Raw genomic sequence first — 14,325 nt, forward strand, 5'->3', positions numbered from 1 at the left:
AGGAAAAATAAAAAGATGAAAATAGTAATTGACCAACAATTTCAAGATTTTTTAGAATATAACCAGCTAGACTTAGGAAATCTATTAGAAAAGTCCAATATTCCCAACCTTCTTTGGAAAGAAGAGTTAACTTTAGGTGATGATGAGTTTCATCGATTTCAGGAAATATTATCATCAGAATTAACAGATGATCAACTCATTTTATTGAGTGATGTTCAGAAAATAGGATTATTTATGCCAGTATTTTTTGTGGCCTTATCCTCATCCAATGGTCTCCAAGCAATCCAGCGTTTAGCAAAATACAAAAAACTGATTGCTCCAGTAAATATAAAAATTACTACCTCAGACGATGAAGTACTCATTTCAATCGGTGGCACCACTCCTAATAAACAGCTTTCTCGCTTTTCGCTATTTAATGAGCAGCTCGTTATATTAAGTATACTGAGAGCGGGTAGTGGGCAAACTATTGTTCCTAAAAGAATAGAGGCTCCTTACCCATCTAGTCAATCGCTCTCAGAGGTCTTTGGAGCACCGGTGAAGTTTGTGGAAGCTGGTAATATTTTAGTTTTTAATTATGAAGACATGGAAAAACCATTTTTAACTCGAAATAACAGTATGCGTACCTTGATAGAACCAGAAATGAACCGCCAATTGGAAGAACTTAAGACTTCCTCATCGTTTATCAATAATCTGCATCAGGAAATTCAAAAGGCTGTCCCCTCTGGCGATTACTCGATAGATAAAATATCTAGGCGGCTAGGGACAAGTACTCGAACGCTACAAAGAAATTTAAGAAATTCAAAAACGACATTTAAGGCGGAAACACAGGTAGTTCAGAAAAAAATGGCGCTTCATTTTTCACATGATTTTAATTTAAGTGTGGAAGAAATTGCATATATGGTGGGATACTCTGAGGTTAGTTCTTTCGCACGGGCCTTTAAAAAATGGACGGGAACGACCTTGAGTCAATATCGAAAAAGATACAGTTAAAAGCGTTTAGCTTAAGAGCTATCACTAGTTTCGAGAGTTGAGACTATGGCCAAGAGAATAACGATTGTAAATGAATTAGTCTAAATTTAGAGACGTTTCTTCTCAAAACATCAAATAAAAATTTAAAGAGGTACGAAAAACCTCCCATCGCAGCACGAGGGGAGGAAAAGGAGTAAGCTATTTAAAAGGAGTCAAGGGGATTTGAACCCCTGCGCCGCTTATCACGGTTCGACGGATTTCGAGTCCGTTGCATTACCACTCTGCCATGGCTCCGCTCCTTTATTTAATTATATTATAGCATAGTTACAGTTTGACTAAAAGTAATATGAATAGTAATATCAAAATAAAAGACGTATAATTATACATTTTCCTTGACAAGTGAATAAATATGCCATATAATTGTATTTAAATTAAATTGAAAGAAGATGTAACTAATGGGAAATAAAAAAATTGTCTTGGCTTATTCTGGTGGATTGGATACGAGTGTAGCAGTAAAATGGCTGGCAGAAAAGGGATTTGATGTTATTGCGACTTGTATTGACGTCGGTGAGGGAAAGGATTTAAACTTTATTCATGATAAAGCTTTGCAAGTTGGCGCTGTTGAATCCCTCATTTTGGATTGCAAAGCTGAATTTTCGGAAATCTTCGTTGGTGCAGCGCTCAAAGGGAATTTAATGTATGAAAATAAATACCCTTTGGTTTCTGCGCTGAGTCGTCCTTTGATTGCGAAAAAATTGGTTGAAGTAGCTAAAAAATTTGGAGCAACTGCAATCGCTCACGGTTGCACAGGTAAAGGAAATGATCAAGTACGTTTTGAAGTTGCCATTCATGCCCTAGCACCAGAACTCGAAGTTATCGCTCCTGTACGTGAATGGCATTGGCCTCGTGAAGAAGAAATTGCCTATGCGGTTGAAAACAATATTCCGATTCCGGCTGATTTAGACAATCCTTATTCTATTGATATGAATTTGTGGGGACGTGCCATCGAAGCAGGCATTTTGGAAAATCCTTGGAATACTTGTCCAGAAGATGCCTTCTTTATGACAAAATCAGTGGAAGAAGCTCCTGAAACACCAGAATTTATTGAAGTTGATTTTGAAGAAGGTTTGCCAGTTGCTTTAAATGGTGAAAAGAAACCTCTGTATGAAATCATTAAAGAAGTGAATATTATTGCAGGAAAACATGGGATTGGGCGGATTGATCACGTTGAAAATCGACTTGTTGGCATCAAATCACGTGAATTTTATGAATGTCCCGGAGCCCTCACGCTCTTAAAAGCACATAAAGACCTCGAAGATTTAACTTTTGTTCGCGAATTGTCACATTTTAAACCAGTTATTGAAAATGAATTAGCAAATTTGATTTATAATGGACTTTGGTTTAATCCAGCGACCCAAGCTTTGATTGCCTACCTCGATGAAACGCAAAAAGTAGTGAATGGGACAGTTAAAGTCAAACTTTACAAAGGAAATGCAACACCTGTTGGTCGTAAATCAGCCAACTCGCTATATGACGAAAATTTAGCAACTTATACTGCAGCAGATGAATTTGACCAAGCTGCAGCCGTAGGATTTATCAAACTTTGGGGTTTGCCAACTCAAGTCAATGCGCAAGTTAACAAAAATAAATAAGAATCGTTAAGAAAGTAGAAGTTATGGTGAAAAAACTTTGGGGTGGACGTTTTGAAGCTTCCTTGGATGAAAAAACAGAAAATTTTGGCGCCTCGATTAAATTTGAACAAAGATTAGCTCCGTTTGATTTACAAGGTTCTTTAGCTCATGTTAAAATGTTGAGTGCCACAGGAATTATTTCTGGTAAAGAGGCGGATGAAATTGTCGCTGGATTGAAGGCCTTAGAGGAAAAACTGCACAATCATGAAATTGAGTTTAAAATCGAAAATGAAGATATTCATATGAACATGGAAACTTATCTTTTAGAGGAAATTGGAGCAGTTGCAGGAAAACTTCATACAGCAAGATCAAGAAATGACCAAGTTGCAACAGATATGCACCTTTATCTAAAATCGGTATTGACAGAGGTTCTGTCTGTGCTGACAACGCTACGTTCAACGATTGTCAACCTTGCTGTAAACCATGTTGACACAATCATGCCAGGCTATACTCATCTGCAACACGCTCAGGCAATTTCTTTTGGGCAACATTTGATGGCTTATTATCAAATGTTTACACGAGATTTTGAACGTTTTGAGTTTAACTTTAAGCATACAGATATCAATCCTTTAGGCGCTGCTGCGCTGGCGGGGACAACTTTCCCCATTGACCGGAAAATGACAACAGAACTTTTGGGGTTTGCTGGGCCTTACGCCAATTCAATGGATGCGGTGTCTGACCGTGATTTTATAATAGAATTTTTATCTAATTCCAGCCTATTGATGCTCCATTTGTCGAGACTTTGTGAAGAGTTGATTTTGTGGTGCTCACACGAATTTAAATTTATCACTCTGTCAGATGCCTACTCAACAGGTTCCTCGATAATGCCGCAAAAGAAAAATCCAGATATGGCAGAGCTGATTCGCGGAAAAACAGGACGCGTTTATGGAAATCTGATGGGCTTACTTACGGTAATGAAAGGATTACCCTTAGCTTACAACAAAGATTTACAAGAAGACAAAGAAGGAATGTTTGATAGTGCAGATACGATACTAACTTCGTTAACGGTAATGGCAGGGGTATTGTCAACCTTGAAGGTCAACGATGTCAACATGGAAGAATCAACTGCTAAAGATTTTTCAAACGCAACAGAACTCGCAGATTATCTTGCAGCCAAAGGGATTCCCTTTAGGCAAGCTCATGCGATTGTTGGTCAGTTGGTTTTGGACTGTGTTAAGAAAGGGATTTATCTGCAAGATGTAAGTTTACAAGAGTATCGTGCCTTGTCTGATTTGATTGAAGAAGATGTATATGAAATTTTAAAATCACGCACGGCTGTTGCTCGTCGGACTTCATTAGGTGGGACTGCCTTTGATTCGGTTAGAAAGCAAATTGAACAAGCAAAAAAAGAACTTCAAAGTTGAAGTTCTTTTTTAACTTGTAAGAGAAGGTTTTTTTGTATGTGTGAAGTAGTTGATAAGGTTAAAGACAACGAGAATGGCGGAGCCTACAAAGACATAGCGGTAGTCAATGAAGCCAGCAATTGTAGAGCCTAACAATGGTCCGGAAAAAGCACCAATGGATTGAGCGGATTGATTGTAAGAAAAAATTCGTCCAGTCACAGCTTGCGGAGATTCTTTTGCCAAAATAGCTTGGACAGAAGGCAGGATAGCTGCATCTGACACCCCGATTAATAGGCGCATTCCAATCAAAAACCAGACATTGGTTGTTGTGGCGGTAATCAAAAATACGACTAATGAAAAGAATAATCCAAAACCAAGGATTTTTCGTTGGCCTACTCGGTCACCTAGACGCCCTAGAAAAGGGGCAATTAACAAGGTGACGATACCAGGTGCTGCAGCCACAAGGCCAGCCATAAAGGTGATATTTCCTTTTCCGTTCATCAGTTCTTGGACATAGAGCGAAAGGACGGGGTTGATGGATTGATTAGTCATCTGTGTAATCAAAGTAGTGAAAAACATTCCCCAGATAATAGCAGGGTGAGAAATGACTTTCCAAACTTCCTTTGAGGAAAGCATATCCTTTTTTTCGACAGGTTTAAAGGTTTCTTTGACTAGAAATAGGGCGAGAAGAAAGACTAAAAACATGATGATACCAGTCACGCTAAAAACGTGTCGGTAGCCTGTAAAGTTGACTAAAATACCACCAATAATTGGTCCAATCAGAGTTCCAGCTACAGATCCTGTGGTAAGTAAGGAAAGGACAGAGCCAGATTTTTCCTTGGGAGCTGAGCTGGCCATGAGCGCCATAGAATTTGAAATGAACCCGGAAAATGCTCCTAACAACATTCTTAAAAGTAGCAGCTGCCAAGCGGCTGTGACAAAGGCCATTAAAGAAATTGAAATTGCCATTCCTAGAGAAGCGCGCAAGAGCATCAACTTGCGGCCCTTCTGATCAGCGAGCTTGCCCCATAATGGAGAAACGATAGCTAAAACGACGAAGGTTGAAGAAAAAATGAGCCCTGACCAAATATTTAATTCGGTTTTTGTATAATGTCCCAAAGTCCCAACATAAAGGGAGATAAAAGGGGCAATTAAGCTTAGTCCAACGCCGGCCATAAAGGTTCCGAACCAAAGCACAACAAGGTTTCTTTGCCAAGTTTCTTTCATAAGCATTGTACTCCTTTCTGAAAGAGTGATATCTACTATTATAAAACTATGATTCGTAGTTTGTCAATGAATAATCATTACTTGAAAAATAGATGGAATAGTTTTATACTGAATAATAAGAAATTTAAAATGGACTTTTTAGACAAAATAATTGTTTGAAAAGCGAGCGAAAGGATATACGATTATGGCAAGAATTGCACTGAATCGTGAAAAAATTGTTCAAGCAACTATTGAACTCGCAGGAAGAATTGGCTTAGCCAATGTGAGTTTTCCGCGCTTAGCGGAGTATTTTGGAATTAAAGCACCGTCACTGTACAATCATTTTAAAAATATGGATGAGGTACGTGTGGCTACAGCGGTATATTTGCAACAGGAATTGAATTATGAATTAACTCATGCGATGGTTGGTTTGACTCCGCTAGATGCTTTACGAGCCTATGCTGAAAGTTATAAGAAATTTGCTGAGAAATACGAAGCGGTCTATGAGTTAGCCAATGTCATCCATCAGACGAATAACGAAGAACTTGAGGCCTTGGCGAAAGAAAATATTCGCTTGGTGCGACGGAGTTTAGAGAATTTTGATTTATCTGAGGATGAGAATTTTCATATCAGTCGGATGTTTCGCTCAACTTTGCATGGCTTTATCACTTTAACACAATTGGGCTATTTCAGAAATTCAGATTCGACTCCTCGAGAAGAGTCTTTTGAGTATATGTTAGATCAATTGTTGATACCTTTAAAGCTGAAAGAAAAGAGTAAATAATAATTTCGTAATTAAAAAAGAGCGTTTTCATACGAATAAATGACTTTTTGCTAACTTTATGATAAAATTAAAACGATGATTTCTAAGATGGGAGAGAGTGGCTTGGCTATCAAAAAAACATATCGCGTGAAACGCTCCAAAGATTTCGACCAAATTTTTTCAGCGAAACATAGCTTTGCCAATAAAAGATTTGTTATTTATAAATTAGATGCGAATCAACCTCATTTTCGAGTGGGTCTTTCAGTAAGTAAAAAGCTAGGTCACGCTGTGTCGCGTAATCGAATTAAACGTTTATTGCGTCACGCAATTGCTGAATTTCAACCTCATTTGGTGCACGAGGACTTTGTAGTGATCGCACGTTCTGGTGTGGAAAGTTTGAGTTTTGAGGAAGTAAAGAAAAATCTAAAACACGTCTTAAAGTTGTCAAAAATCTATGTAGATGGAGAAAACGATTGAAAAAGAAATTTACTTTGATCGCAATGGCAGGAGCTGCGCTTTTGTTACTTACAGCTTGTGGAACTCAAGAGGTAACAAGTAGTTCAAATGGCATCTGGGATCAAATTGTATATGGTTTTGCGCAGGTCATTCGTTTCTTGTCATTTGGTGGATTGACTGGTGTTGGTATTATTTTATTCACAATTATCATTCGAGCGGTTTTGCTTCCTTTGATGAATATCCAAATCAAGTCTAGTCAACGAATGCAAGAAATTCAGCCTGAAATTAAAAAAATTCAAGCTAAATATCCAGGTAAAGATATGGAGTCTCGTCGTTTATTGAGCGAAGAAACACAGAAACTTTATGCGGATAATAAAGTTAATCCTTACTTGGGCTGTTTACCACTTGTGGTTCAAATGCCAGTGCTGTTTGCACTTTATCAAGCCCTATCTCGTGTAGACTTCTTGAAACACGGTACTTTTCTTTGGTTTGATATCGGAACAAAGGATCCTACTTTTATCTTACCTATTTTGGCAGCGGTATTTACTTTCCTAAGTTCATACTTGATGATGAAATCAGCGCCTGAAAAGAATGCAATGACAACGTCAATGACTTACATCATGCCAGTGTTTATCTTGGTGATGGGCTTAAATTTTGCAGCTGGGATTGCGCTTTACTGGGTAATTTCAAATGCGTTCCAAGTCTTCCAAACAATGTTGTTGGCTAATCCATATAAAATCATTGCAGCGCGTGAAGCGAAGCTTCAGGTTGAAAAAGATAAAATTAAAGCGCGTGAGAAAGCAATGAAAAAAGCAAAATCAAGAAAAAAATAAAATAAAAAGACCTTTGACAGTTTTTATTTTATTTGAAGTTGTGCTAAGAATTGTCAATAAGGTTTATCATATTACAGGAGTAGTTTTATTATGGCTATTTTTACTGGTGAAACGGTCGAGGATGCAATCGATCGTGGTTTAAATCGATTAGGTGTTAAGCGTGAGAATGTTCATATTCAAATTGAACAGAAAGAAAAAAAGGGTTTCTTAGGCTTTGGTAAGAAACGCGCTAGGGTTAACATTGAGCCGATTCAAGAGGAAACGGTGCGTAAAGCGGATCATTTGGCTGCACGCGGTGTTGATGAAAATATCAATCTTGGTGTGCCTAAGGCACAGTCTGCTATGGAAGCAACGCTTGAATTGAGTCAGGTCGTGAAAGCAGTTCGTGCGGCAGAAAAAGAGCAAAAAGGCGAAATTACGGAAGAAGAACGTAATGAGATTATTGAAGTGGCTAAAAAGACAGTCGTTCAAAATCGACAAACGGCCAATCTTTCGGAAGTTGTTCAAGCTGTAAAAGAAGAAATTGCAGTGAAAAAAGAGGCTGCTTCAAATGAAGTTTCTAATGAAGAAGAAAAAGTTGCTTCAAAAATTTCAAGTTACTTGACAACCATTACCCAAGAAATGGGAATTGCAACAAGGGTTGCTGTTTCTCGTGATGGGAACTTGACAGTCTTTAATTTGACTTCAAACCATGATGCGCTTTTGATTGGTAAGCATGGCAAGATTTTGCAAAGTTTGCAGATTTTGGCTAAGGCTTATGCCAATAGTATTTTGAATACTCGCATGAATATTGCGGTAAATGTTGGGGATTATCACGAAAAGCGTAAAGCTTATATTGTGAGTTTGGCTCATCGTGCGGCTGAGCGTGCGCGTGGTGGCGAAACGGTCTATATCAACGATCTGCAATCAAATGAACGCAAGATTGTTCATACCATTATCGCTCAAGAAAATGGTGTGGCGAGTCATTCTGAGGGGCAAGAATACAATCGCTATATTGTGGTGTCTAAAGAGATTTAGTCTTGACAAATAGCTTATCTTAGTGTAAAATTGTATAGTATGCTTTTAAAAGCGATAAACTAAGATGAAAGGAACACCGAAAAGGTGGAGCTACTTTCAAGCATAATGGAGCAAAAGTGAACATTTTGAAAAGGAAAGACAACTTTGTCGTTTTGAATTTTCAGTGAGCTATGCCCGAAAAAGTGAAGTAGCCCAGGGACTTATATAATGAAACGTACTTACCAACCACACAAAAAATCTCGTAAGACTACTCACGGATTCCGTAGCCGTATGGCAACTAAAAACGGACGTCGTGTCCTTGCAGCTCGTCGTCGTAAAGGACGCGCTTCACTTACAGTTTAATTTGTAAATGAATAAAGAAAACCAGCTTTGGCTGGTTTTTTTGTGTTTACTTTGCTTAAATAATTAGCGAAAAAACTTGCAGCAGCAACTAAAAGGATTATAATAGAATTGAAATGTGGGTTTTGCTAATAAGCGACTATTTTAGTTGAAAGGAGCAAGAAAATGGTTAGTAATCTTATTACATTAGGTGAAAAAAGTTTGGTGGTTGGGCCTGTTGGGGCTAATAAGGTGCTGGGTTTTCAGGGAAAGATGGAAATTCCTTATGGGCATATCAAGGCGATATCTCAAGGTATGGGGATTTTGAGTCAAGGGGCTTGGCGAGTTGGTGGGACTAGTATTCCTGGCAAGCAGGTCGGGTCATATCGAGGCAACCATCTGAAGGCTTATGTCAATATATCAGGCAATGAAGAGGGGATTTTGGTTGAGCTTTCTAATGAGTGGAAGGATCAGTTAGTGCTGGGTGTGGACGATGCGCAACTGTGGGTTGAGCGAATCAGAGGGAAGCTTGTGGAACTCCAAGGAAGTGGTGGTTTAGATAATCAAGCGGTGGAAACGAAAGCGACAAAGAAAAAATCTAATCATTATCGGTGGTTGTTCTGGATGATTATTGCCGTTGCGATTGTTCTGGTTTTTCTTGCGCTTTGGGACTTGGTTCGTCAGTCGGCTCAGTTTGCGCCTGCTATTCTAGGGCTTAGTGGACTTTTGTTGCTTTTGGTGTTAGGAGCAGTAGTGTTTAGTGTGTTGGCTGGGAAAAAATAAAGTATCAGTTTTGTATTTTTAAGAAAATTGTTAAAGTTTTTGAAGCGTTTTCTATTTTTGTGTTATAATAAAAGAAAAAATTAAGGAGATTTTTAACCATGAAAACTATTCAAATCGGCGATATGAATGCTTCACAAATCGTGTTGGGTGTGATGCGAATCAATGAAAAGGGAAAAGATCCTGTGGCGGCTTTAGAAGCGGCTTATGCTGGTGGGATCAATTTCTTTGATAATGCTGACATTTATGGTGCTGGTGAGTGTGAAAGTATTTTTGCAGATGCGCTGGTGAAGAGTTCGCTTAAGCGAGATGATATTTATATTCAAAGCAAGGTCGGGATTCGTCCGGGAATTGCTTTTGATTTTAGTAAAAAACATATCTTGGATGCTGTTGAAGGCTCGATGAAACGTTTGAATGTGGATTATTTGGATTCATTGCTCTTGCACCGGCCAGATACTTTGGTGGAACCTGAAGAAGTGGCGGAGGCTTTTGATGAGTTGGAAAAAGCGGGTAAAGTACGTTATTTCGGTGTTTCTAATCAAAATCCGGGTCAAATCGAGTTGCTGAAAACTGCTGTGAAACAGCCTTTACTCATGAACCAACTGCAGTTTGGTGTGATGCATACGGGAATGATTGATGAAGGGATCCATGTCAATATGACGGATGAAGGTTCTCTTGTGCATGACAATGGTCTTTTGGAATATTCACGAATCCACAAAATGACGATTCAAGCGTGGTCTCCTTTCCAATATGGCTTCTTTGATGGCGCTTTTGTTGGTAATGAAAAATTCCCTAAATTGAATGTTAAGTTGGATGAATTGGCTGAGAAATATGGCGTGACGGCAACGGGGATTGCGATTGCTTGGATTAGTCGTCACCCTGCTAAGATGCAAACAGTTATTGGTACAATCACACCAAGTCGTATCACGGAGGTTTGTGACGCGAGCGATGTGGTGTTGACACGCGAAGAGTGGTATGATTTGTATATGGCGGCTGGAAATATCTTACCTTAATGAAATCTGGGAAAGCAGCTTTTAATGTATTCTGGTCTGTTTTTTAGGGGCAGAATGAAAGGTCTTGTTTTGGAATAAATCATGCTTTGGTAGAGGAAACGGTTGAATTTGGTTGAAAAATAACGTATAATTAAGGGTATCTAAGGAGTTTTTAATGATGTATTTCTGCCGTGTTGGCGGAGAAAACTCGTTGATTTTTAGTTCAATCTGGCTTGCTAGATGATTTTAAAAGGAGGTGTCTTATGAGTTTTACAGATGAAACGGTCCGCTTTGAATTTGGTGATTCGGACAAGAGAGAGATAAGCGAGACGCTTGTTGATGTTTACAATGTGCTTGAGGCGAAGGGTTATAATCCTATCAATCAAATCGTGGGTTATGTTTTGTCGGGAGACCCTGCTTACATTCCTCGTCACGATGATGCACGTAATAAAATTCGCCGTTTTGACCGCGATGATATTGTTGAAGAATTAATCAAAAATTATCTGAAGGCTAATGGTGTGAATTTATAATGTTTGCACGGATTTTAGGACTTGATGTTGGTACAAAAACAGTGGGTGTTGCGGTCAGCGATTTGCTTGGCATGACTGCTCAGCCGGTGGAAACAATCAAGATTGATAGTGAAGCGGGAGAGCTCGGATTTGCTCGTTTGGGCGAGTTAATCAAGGAGTACAAACCGACCAAAGTGGTGCTTGGTTTGCCAAAACATATGAATGGGGACGAGGGCATTCGTGCTGAGGCTTCACGGAATTATGGAACGAAACTCTCCAATGAGTTTGGTTTGGAAGTGGCTTATCAAGATGAGCGCTTGACAACGGCACAGGCTGAAAAAGTACTGATTGACGGTGGGGTGCGCCGTAAAGATCGCAAAAAGTCAATTGATAAATTGGCTGCGGTTCTGATTTTGCAAAATTATCTTGATGCAAATGCACTGAAATTATAATTTTGACAGAGAATTTACTGACGAAAATTGGTCAGTAGAGAGAAATTGCTGACGTAAGTTTGTCAGTTCAATTTTTTGATAAATTCGTTGAAAAAAACTGAAACTTCGTAAGTGAAGTTCACAGAAAAGGAAACAAAATGACTCATACACACGATCACGAACATGACCACAATCATGAACCTGACTACATTACATTAGTTGATGAAAATGGCAACGAAAGCTTATTCCAAATTTTGATTACGATTGATGGTCAAGAAGAATTTGGCAAAAACTATGTGATTTTGCAACCGACTGAATTTGAAGAAGATGAGCAAGGTCTTATCGACGTTTTGGCTTATTCTTTCACTGAAAATGCTGATGGGACTGAGGGCGATTTGCAACCAATCCCTGAGGACGCTGAGGACGAATGGGATATGATTGAAGAAGTTTTCAACAATTTCATGGATGAGCAAGAAGGTTAATTTTGAAAATAAAAAATCCGTCAGTTTTTCTGGCGGTTTTTTTGTGGAGAATTTGCTGACGTAATTGAAATTTCCCAAACTCTTCTAGAGAATTTGCTGACGCAACTTGAATTGTTCAAAATCAGCCAGAGAAAATGCTGACGGATTTCAAAAAAGATTTCGTCAGCATTTTTTCTGCTTTATTTGCGGCCAAGTTTGCGTTTTAGACCATTTTTGGCAACATCTTTGATGATTTTGCTGCGAAGACCGGGTTCATAGCTCTTATAAATTGTCCCGTCAAAATTGATGATTTCAGCGTTGTGATTTTTATTATCAAAAATGAAATGACTAATCAATTCGGCGGTTTCTTCAGGGGATTTGATAACTGGATTATCGCCAACTTTGGCACCGTTGAGATCAGTTGCAACAGCACCTGGCATGACACCAAAGATTTGTTTTGCTGATTTTTCTTTGCTAAATTGATGACCAAAAGCAAACATCATGGCATTTTGCGCGGCTTTGCTGGTCACATAGGCCAAGGGCGCCCAATATTCTTGAGAAACAGGGACGGTGATGTTGACAATGACGGCATTTTCGGTCAATGAATGCGGCAAAAGCTGTGAAATCACAGCGTGCGTTCCTAGGAAATTTGTGTTCATTGTTTCTTGTAAATCAGCAGTTGTGTAAGCGAATGGGGACTTTTCCATATCAAAATCGCCCGCGTCGGACTTAATGTTTCCAGCGATTCCAGCATTATTGATGAGTAAATCAATATCGCGCAACTGCGCAAGACTGGATAATTGCGCCAAATCATTCAAGTCAACTTTGACAAATTGGGCGTTGATGCCTTCGGCTTGAAGTTTTTCGACGGCAGCTTGTCCACGTGTTTCGCTGCGTGCACCGAGTAAAATATCGTAGCCACGGCGTCCAAGGGTTTGTGCTAAGGCAAAGCCAATGCCTTTATTCGCACCAGTAATGAGAGTTTTCATGTGATTTTCCTCTATTTTCTATTTGTTTTTTGGGAAATAATTGCTGAGCATTTGGGCAGAAAGTTTGCGGGTGTTTTCCTCGCTGTCGACTTTTCCCATCTGATGCAAAGTTTTTGAAAAACCAGCATCGATGCGGTCGGCACCATTTTCTAAAGCAGCTAAAGTTTCGTCAATCAAATCAGAAAGGGCCATATTGTTTGGGGCAGCGGTCGTCGTATGACTTTCGAGATTAGTTTCGGCAACGAGCGGCGGAACGAGTTCGACCACTCGTAAATTTTGGTCAAAATAGCGCGCTTGCTCACGTAGGGCATCACTATAAAAATGCACACCAGCCTTTGTCAAATTGTAAATCGGATGCGCACCATCTGCCAGATTTGATAAACCTGATGAAACATTGATGATTGTTCCTTGGTTGGCGGTCAGTAGGGCTAAGAAAGCTTGAGTCACAGCGATTGTCCCCATAAGATTGGTCTGAATTTCGCTCGTCAATGCTGAAAAATCAGGATTTTCAAAAAGATTGTAGGCACGCATGATTCCCGCAGAATTAAAAAGCACATCAAGTTTGGGAAATTCGTTTTGAATGCTTTGAAGCAGCTGGAAGAGACTGTCAGTATCGCTAACATCGCTGACAAAACCTGAAAAGTCGGGATTTTCAGCCAAAATTTGCTTGAGCCGAGCTTCGTTTCGGGCGCTGATGATTACTTTATTACCAAGGGCGGCAAATTTTTGGGCAAAACCCAGACCAATTCCGCTGGTTCCCCCTGTAATCAAAATCGTATGTTGTGTAAATGTCATGATTCTCCTTTTTAAAAGGTTATTTTTTTTATTTTTTATAACCGACAAAAAGATTATATCCTGATAAGTTATATTTGTCAAGAAATATAACTTATGCTACAATAAAGTTATGAATACACGAGAAAAAATCCTCCAAGAAACCGAACAATTTATTTTGGCCAGTGGGATTGAGAAATTAACACTTTCAAAGATTGCAAAGCGCCTGAAACTCAGTCAACCTGCGATTTACAAGCATTTTAAAAATAAAGAAGAACTCTTGACACTGTTGGCTTTGCGTTGGCTCAATGGGCGTATTTTGGTGCAGATTTTTCCATTTGATACAAAAAATAATCAAGAACAAAAAGAAATTATTCACGATTGGCTGTGGGCGGTGGCCAATGCCAAATATCAAGCTCACCTAAAAACGCCCGAAATGTTTGCTCTTTATACGACCTATATCGGAGAAAATTTGGAATTAAGCCGGAATCACATTATGGAAATGATTGAGAGTTTGAAAACTGCTGCCAAGCTTGAAACAGCTGAGCAGGCAGCGGCCTATATTCAAGCATTTGCCTATTTTCATCATCCCAAAATTGCTCCACAATGGGATGAAGCCTTTCAAGCTCAATTTGAAAATGTCTGGAAAATCATTGCAAATCAGCCAGAGAATTTACTGACGTAATTGAAATTTCTCGAACTCTTCTAGAGAATTTGCTGACGCAACTTGAATTGTTCAAAATCAGCCAGAGAAAATGCTGACGAAAACAAAAAAACTCTGACGAAAATCAGAGTT

At 39.1% G+C, this 14,325-nt stretch carries 17 protein-coding genes and 1 tRNA gene; 14 read left to right on the forward strand and 4 right to left on the reverse strand.

Annotation, left to right across the window (positions count from 1 at the left end):
* Positions 1-15 precede the first annotated feature (15 nt).
* Positions 16-990: an AraC family transcriptional regulator gene (locus EQJ87_RS08860; RefSeq protein ID WP_130124241.1), complete on the forward strand. Its 975-nt coding sequence runs from the start codon at positions 16-18 to the stop codon at positions 988-990.
* Between the two features lie 186 nt (positions 991-1,176).
* Here the strand turns inward: EQJ87_RS08860 and EQJ87_RS08865 are convergent.
* Positions 1,177-1,263: transfer RNA gene (locus EQJ87_RS08865), tRNA-Ser, on the reverse strand.
* Between the two features lie 161 nt (positions 1,264-1,424).
* Here EQJ87_RS08865 and EQJ87_RS08870 point away from each other — a divergent pair.
* Positions 1,425-2,621, forward strand: coding sequence for an argininosuccinate synthase (locus EQJ87_RS08870; protein ID WP_130124242.1), 1,197 nt, complete (start codon positions 1,425-1,427; stop codon positions 2,619-2,621).
* A 23-nt stretch (positions 2,622-2,644) separates the two neighbouring features.
* Positions 2,645-4,024, forward strand: coding sequence for an argininosuccinate lyase (argH, locus tag EQJ87_RS08875; RefSeq protein WP_130124243.1), 1,380 nt, complete (start codon positions 2,645-2,647; stop codon positions 4,022-4,024).
* A 9-nt stretch (positions 4,025-4,033) separates the two neighbouring features.
* On the opposite strand, the gene EQJ87_RS08880 is transcribed toward argH, so the two are convergent.
* Entirely contained in the window at positions 4,034-5,230 is a 1,197-nt protein-coding gene (locus tag EQJ87_RS08880) for a multidrug efflux MFS transporter (RefSeq protein WP_130124244.1), read from the reverse strand.
* A gap of 184 nt (positions 5,231-5,414) precedes the next feature.
* On the opposite strand from EQJ87_RS08880, the gene EQJ87_RS08885 reads away from it, so the two are divergent.
* The 10 genes from EQJ87_RS08885 (at position 5,415) to EQJ87_RS08930 (ending at position 11,790) form a co-directional block, all read left to right on the forward strand.
* Positions 5,415-5,993: a TetR/AcrR family transcriptional regulator gene (locus EQJ87_RS08885; RefSeq protein WP_130124245.1), complete on the forward strand. Its 579-nt coding sequence runs from the start codon at positions 5,415-5,417 to the stop codon at positions 5,991-5,993.
* A gap of 87 nt (positions 5,994-6,080) precedes the next feature.
* On the forward strand, positions 6,081-6,449 hold the full coding sequence (rnpA, locus tag EQJ87_RS08890; protein WP_190289087.1) for a ribonuclease P protein component: 369 nt from the start codon (positions 6,081-6,083) through the stop codon (positions 6,447-6,449).
* On the forward strand, positions 6,446-7,261 hold the full coding sequence (locus tag EQJ87_RS08895) for a YidC/Oxa1 family membrane protein insertase (protein ID WP_130124246.1): 816 nt from the start codon (positions 6,446-6,448) through the stop codon (positions 7,259-7,261). The genes rnpA and EQJ87_RS08895 overlap by 4 nt, the downstream gene beginning before the upstream one ends.
* A gap of 90 nt (positions 7,262-7,351) precedes the next feature.
* On the forward strand, positions 7,352-8,278 hold the full coding sequence (jag, locus tag EQJ87_RS08900; protein WP_130124247.1) for an RNA-binding cell elongation regulator Jag/EloR: 927 nt from the start codon (positions 7,352-7,354) through the stop codon (positions 8,276-8,278).
* A 207-nt stretch (positions 8,279-8,485) separates the two neighbouring features.
* Positions 8,486-8,620, forward strand: coding sequence for a 50S ribosomal protein L34 (gene rpmH / locus EQJ87_RS08905; RefSeq protein ID WP_003131818.1), 135 nt, complete (start codon positions 8,486-8,488; stop codon positions 8,618-8,620).
* A 162-nt stretch (positions 8,621-8,782) separates the two neighbouring features.
* Complete coding sequence (locus EQJ87_RS08910) at positions 8,783-9,379, forward strand: hypothetical protein (protein ID WP_130124248.1); 597 nt, start codon at positions 8,783-8,785, stop codon at positions 9,377-9,379.
* Between the two features lie 98 nt (positions 9,380-9,477).
* Positions 9,478-10,389 (forward strand): aldo/keto reductase, encoded by a 912-nt coding sequence (locus EQJ87_RS08915; RefSeq protein WP_130124249.1) that lies wholly within the window; start codon positions 9,478-9,480, stop codon positions 10,387-10,389.
* Positions 10,390-10,631: 242 nt separating this feature from the next.
* Positions 10,632-10,898: an IreB family regulatory phosphoprotein gene (locus EQJ87_RS08920; RefSeq protein WP_130124250.1), complete on the forward strand. Its 267-nt coding sequence runs from the start codon at positions 10,632-10,634 to the stop codon at positions 10,896-10,898.
* Positions 10,898-11,329, forward strand: coding sequence for a Holliday junction resolvase RuvX (gene ruvX / locus EQJ87_RS08925; protein ID WP_130124251.1), 432 nt, complete (start codon positions 10,898-10,900; stop codon positions 11,327-11,329). The genes EQJ87_RS08920 and ruvX overlap by 1 nt, the downstream gene beginning before the upstream one ends.
* A gap of 137 nt (positions 11,330-11,466) precedes the next feature.
* Positions 11,467-11,790: a DUF1292 domain-containing protein gene (locus tag EQJ87_RS08930; protein ID WP_130124252.1), complete on the forward strand. Its 324-nt coding sequence runs from the start codon at positions 11,467-11,469 to the stop codon at positions 11,788-11,790.
* 179 nt (positions 11,791-11,969) lie between these two features.
* Here the strand turns inward: EQJ87_RS08930 and EQJ87_RS08935 are convergent, their stop codons facing one another.
* Positions 11,970-12,758 carry an SDR family NAD(P)-dependent oxidoreductase gene (locus tag EQJ87_RS08935; protein ID WP_130124253.1) on the reverse strand — a complete coding sequence of 263 codons (789 nt, stop codon included), beginning with the start codon at positions 12,756-12,758 and terminating at the stop codon, positions 11,970-11,972.
* An 18-nt stretch (positions 12,759-12,776) separates the two neighbouring features.
* Entirely contained in the window at positions 12,777-13,553 is a 777-nt protein-coding gene (locus EQJ87_RS08940; RefSeq protein ID WP_130124254.1) for an SDR family oxidoreductase, read from the reverse strand.
* Positions 13,554-13,662: 109 nt separating this feature from the next.
* Here EQJ87_RS08940 and EQJ87_RS08945 point away from each other — a divergent pair, with 109 nt between their 5' ends.
* A complete protein-coding gene (locus EQJ87_RS08945; RefSeq protein ID WP_130124255.1) occupies positions 13,663-14,214 on the forward strand; it encodes a TetR family transcriptional regulator in 552 nt (183 codons plus the stop codon).
* Positions 14,215-14,325 lie beyond the last annotated feature (111 nt).

The sequence above is a fragment of the Lactococcus sp. S-13 genome (genome assembly GCF_004210295.1).
Classification (GTDB): Bacteria; Bacillota; Bacilli; order Lactobacillales; family Streptococcaceae; genus Lactococcus.

Bases quoted from the DNA above. Each gene is read 5' to 3' on its own strand.
- EQJ87_RS08860 (WP_130124241.1), top strand. From the start codon at position 16: ATGAAAATAGTAATTGACCAACAATTTCAAGATTTTTTAGAATATAAC.
- EQJ87_RS08870 (WP_130124242.1), top strand. From the start codon at position 1,425: ATGGGAAATAAAAAAATTGTCTTGGCTTATTCTGGTGGATTGGATACG.
- argH (WP_130124243.1), top strand. From the start codon at position 2,645: ATGGTGAAAAAACTTTGGGGTGGACGTTTTGAAGCTTCCTTGGATGAA.
- EQJ87_RS08880 (WP_130124244.1), bottom strand. From the start codon at position 5,230: ATGAAAGAAACTTGGCAAAGAAACCTTGTTGTGCTTTGGTTCGGAACC.
- EQJ87_RS08885 (WP_130124245.1), top strand. From the start codon at position 5,415: ATGGCAAGAATTGCACTGAATCGTGAAAAAATTGTTCAAGCAACTATT.
- rnpA (WP_190289087.1), top strand. From the start codon at position 6,081: ATGGGAGAGAGTGGCTTGGCTATCAAAAAAACATATCGCGTGAAACGC.
- jag (WP_130124247.1), top strand. From the start codon at position 7,352: ATGGCTATTTTTACTGGTGAAACGGTCGAGGATGCAATCGATCGTGGT.
- rpmH (WP_003131818.1), top strand. From the start codon at position 8,486: ATGAAACGTACTTACCAACCACACAAAAAATCTCGTAAGACTACTCAC.
- EQJ87_RS08910 (WP_130124248.1), top strand. From the start codon at position 8,783: ATGGTTAGTAATCTTATTACATTAGGTGAAAAAAGTTTGGTGGTTGGG.
- EQJ87_RS08915 (WP_130124249.1), top strand. From the start codon at position 9,478: ATGAAAACTATTCAAATCGGCGATATGAATGCTTCACAAATCGTGTTG.
- EQJ87_RS08920 (WP_130124250.1), top strand. From the start codon at position 10,632: ATGAGTTTTACAGATGAAACGGTCCGCTTTGAATTTGGTGATTCGGAC.
- ruvX (WP_130124251.1), top strand. From the start codon at position 10,898: ATGTTTGCACGGATTTTAGGACTTGATGTTGGTACAAAAACAGTGGGT.
- EQJ87_RS08930 (WP_130124252.1), top strand. From the start codon at position 11,467: ATGACTCATACACACGATCACGAACATGACCACAATCATGAACCTGAC.
- EQJ87_RS08935 (WP_130124253.1), bottom strand. From the start codon at position 12,758: ATGAAAACTCTCATTACTGGTGCGAATAAAGGCATTGGCTTTGCCTTA.
- EQJ87_RS08940 (WP_130124254.1), bottom strand. From the start codon at position 13,553: ATGACATTTACACAACATACGATTTTGATTACAGGGGGAACCAGCGGA.
- EQJ87_RS08945 (WP_130124255.1), top strand. From the start codon at position 13,663: ATGAATACACGAGAAAAAATCCTCCAAGAAACCGAACAATTTATTTTG.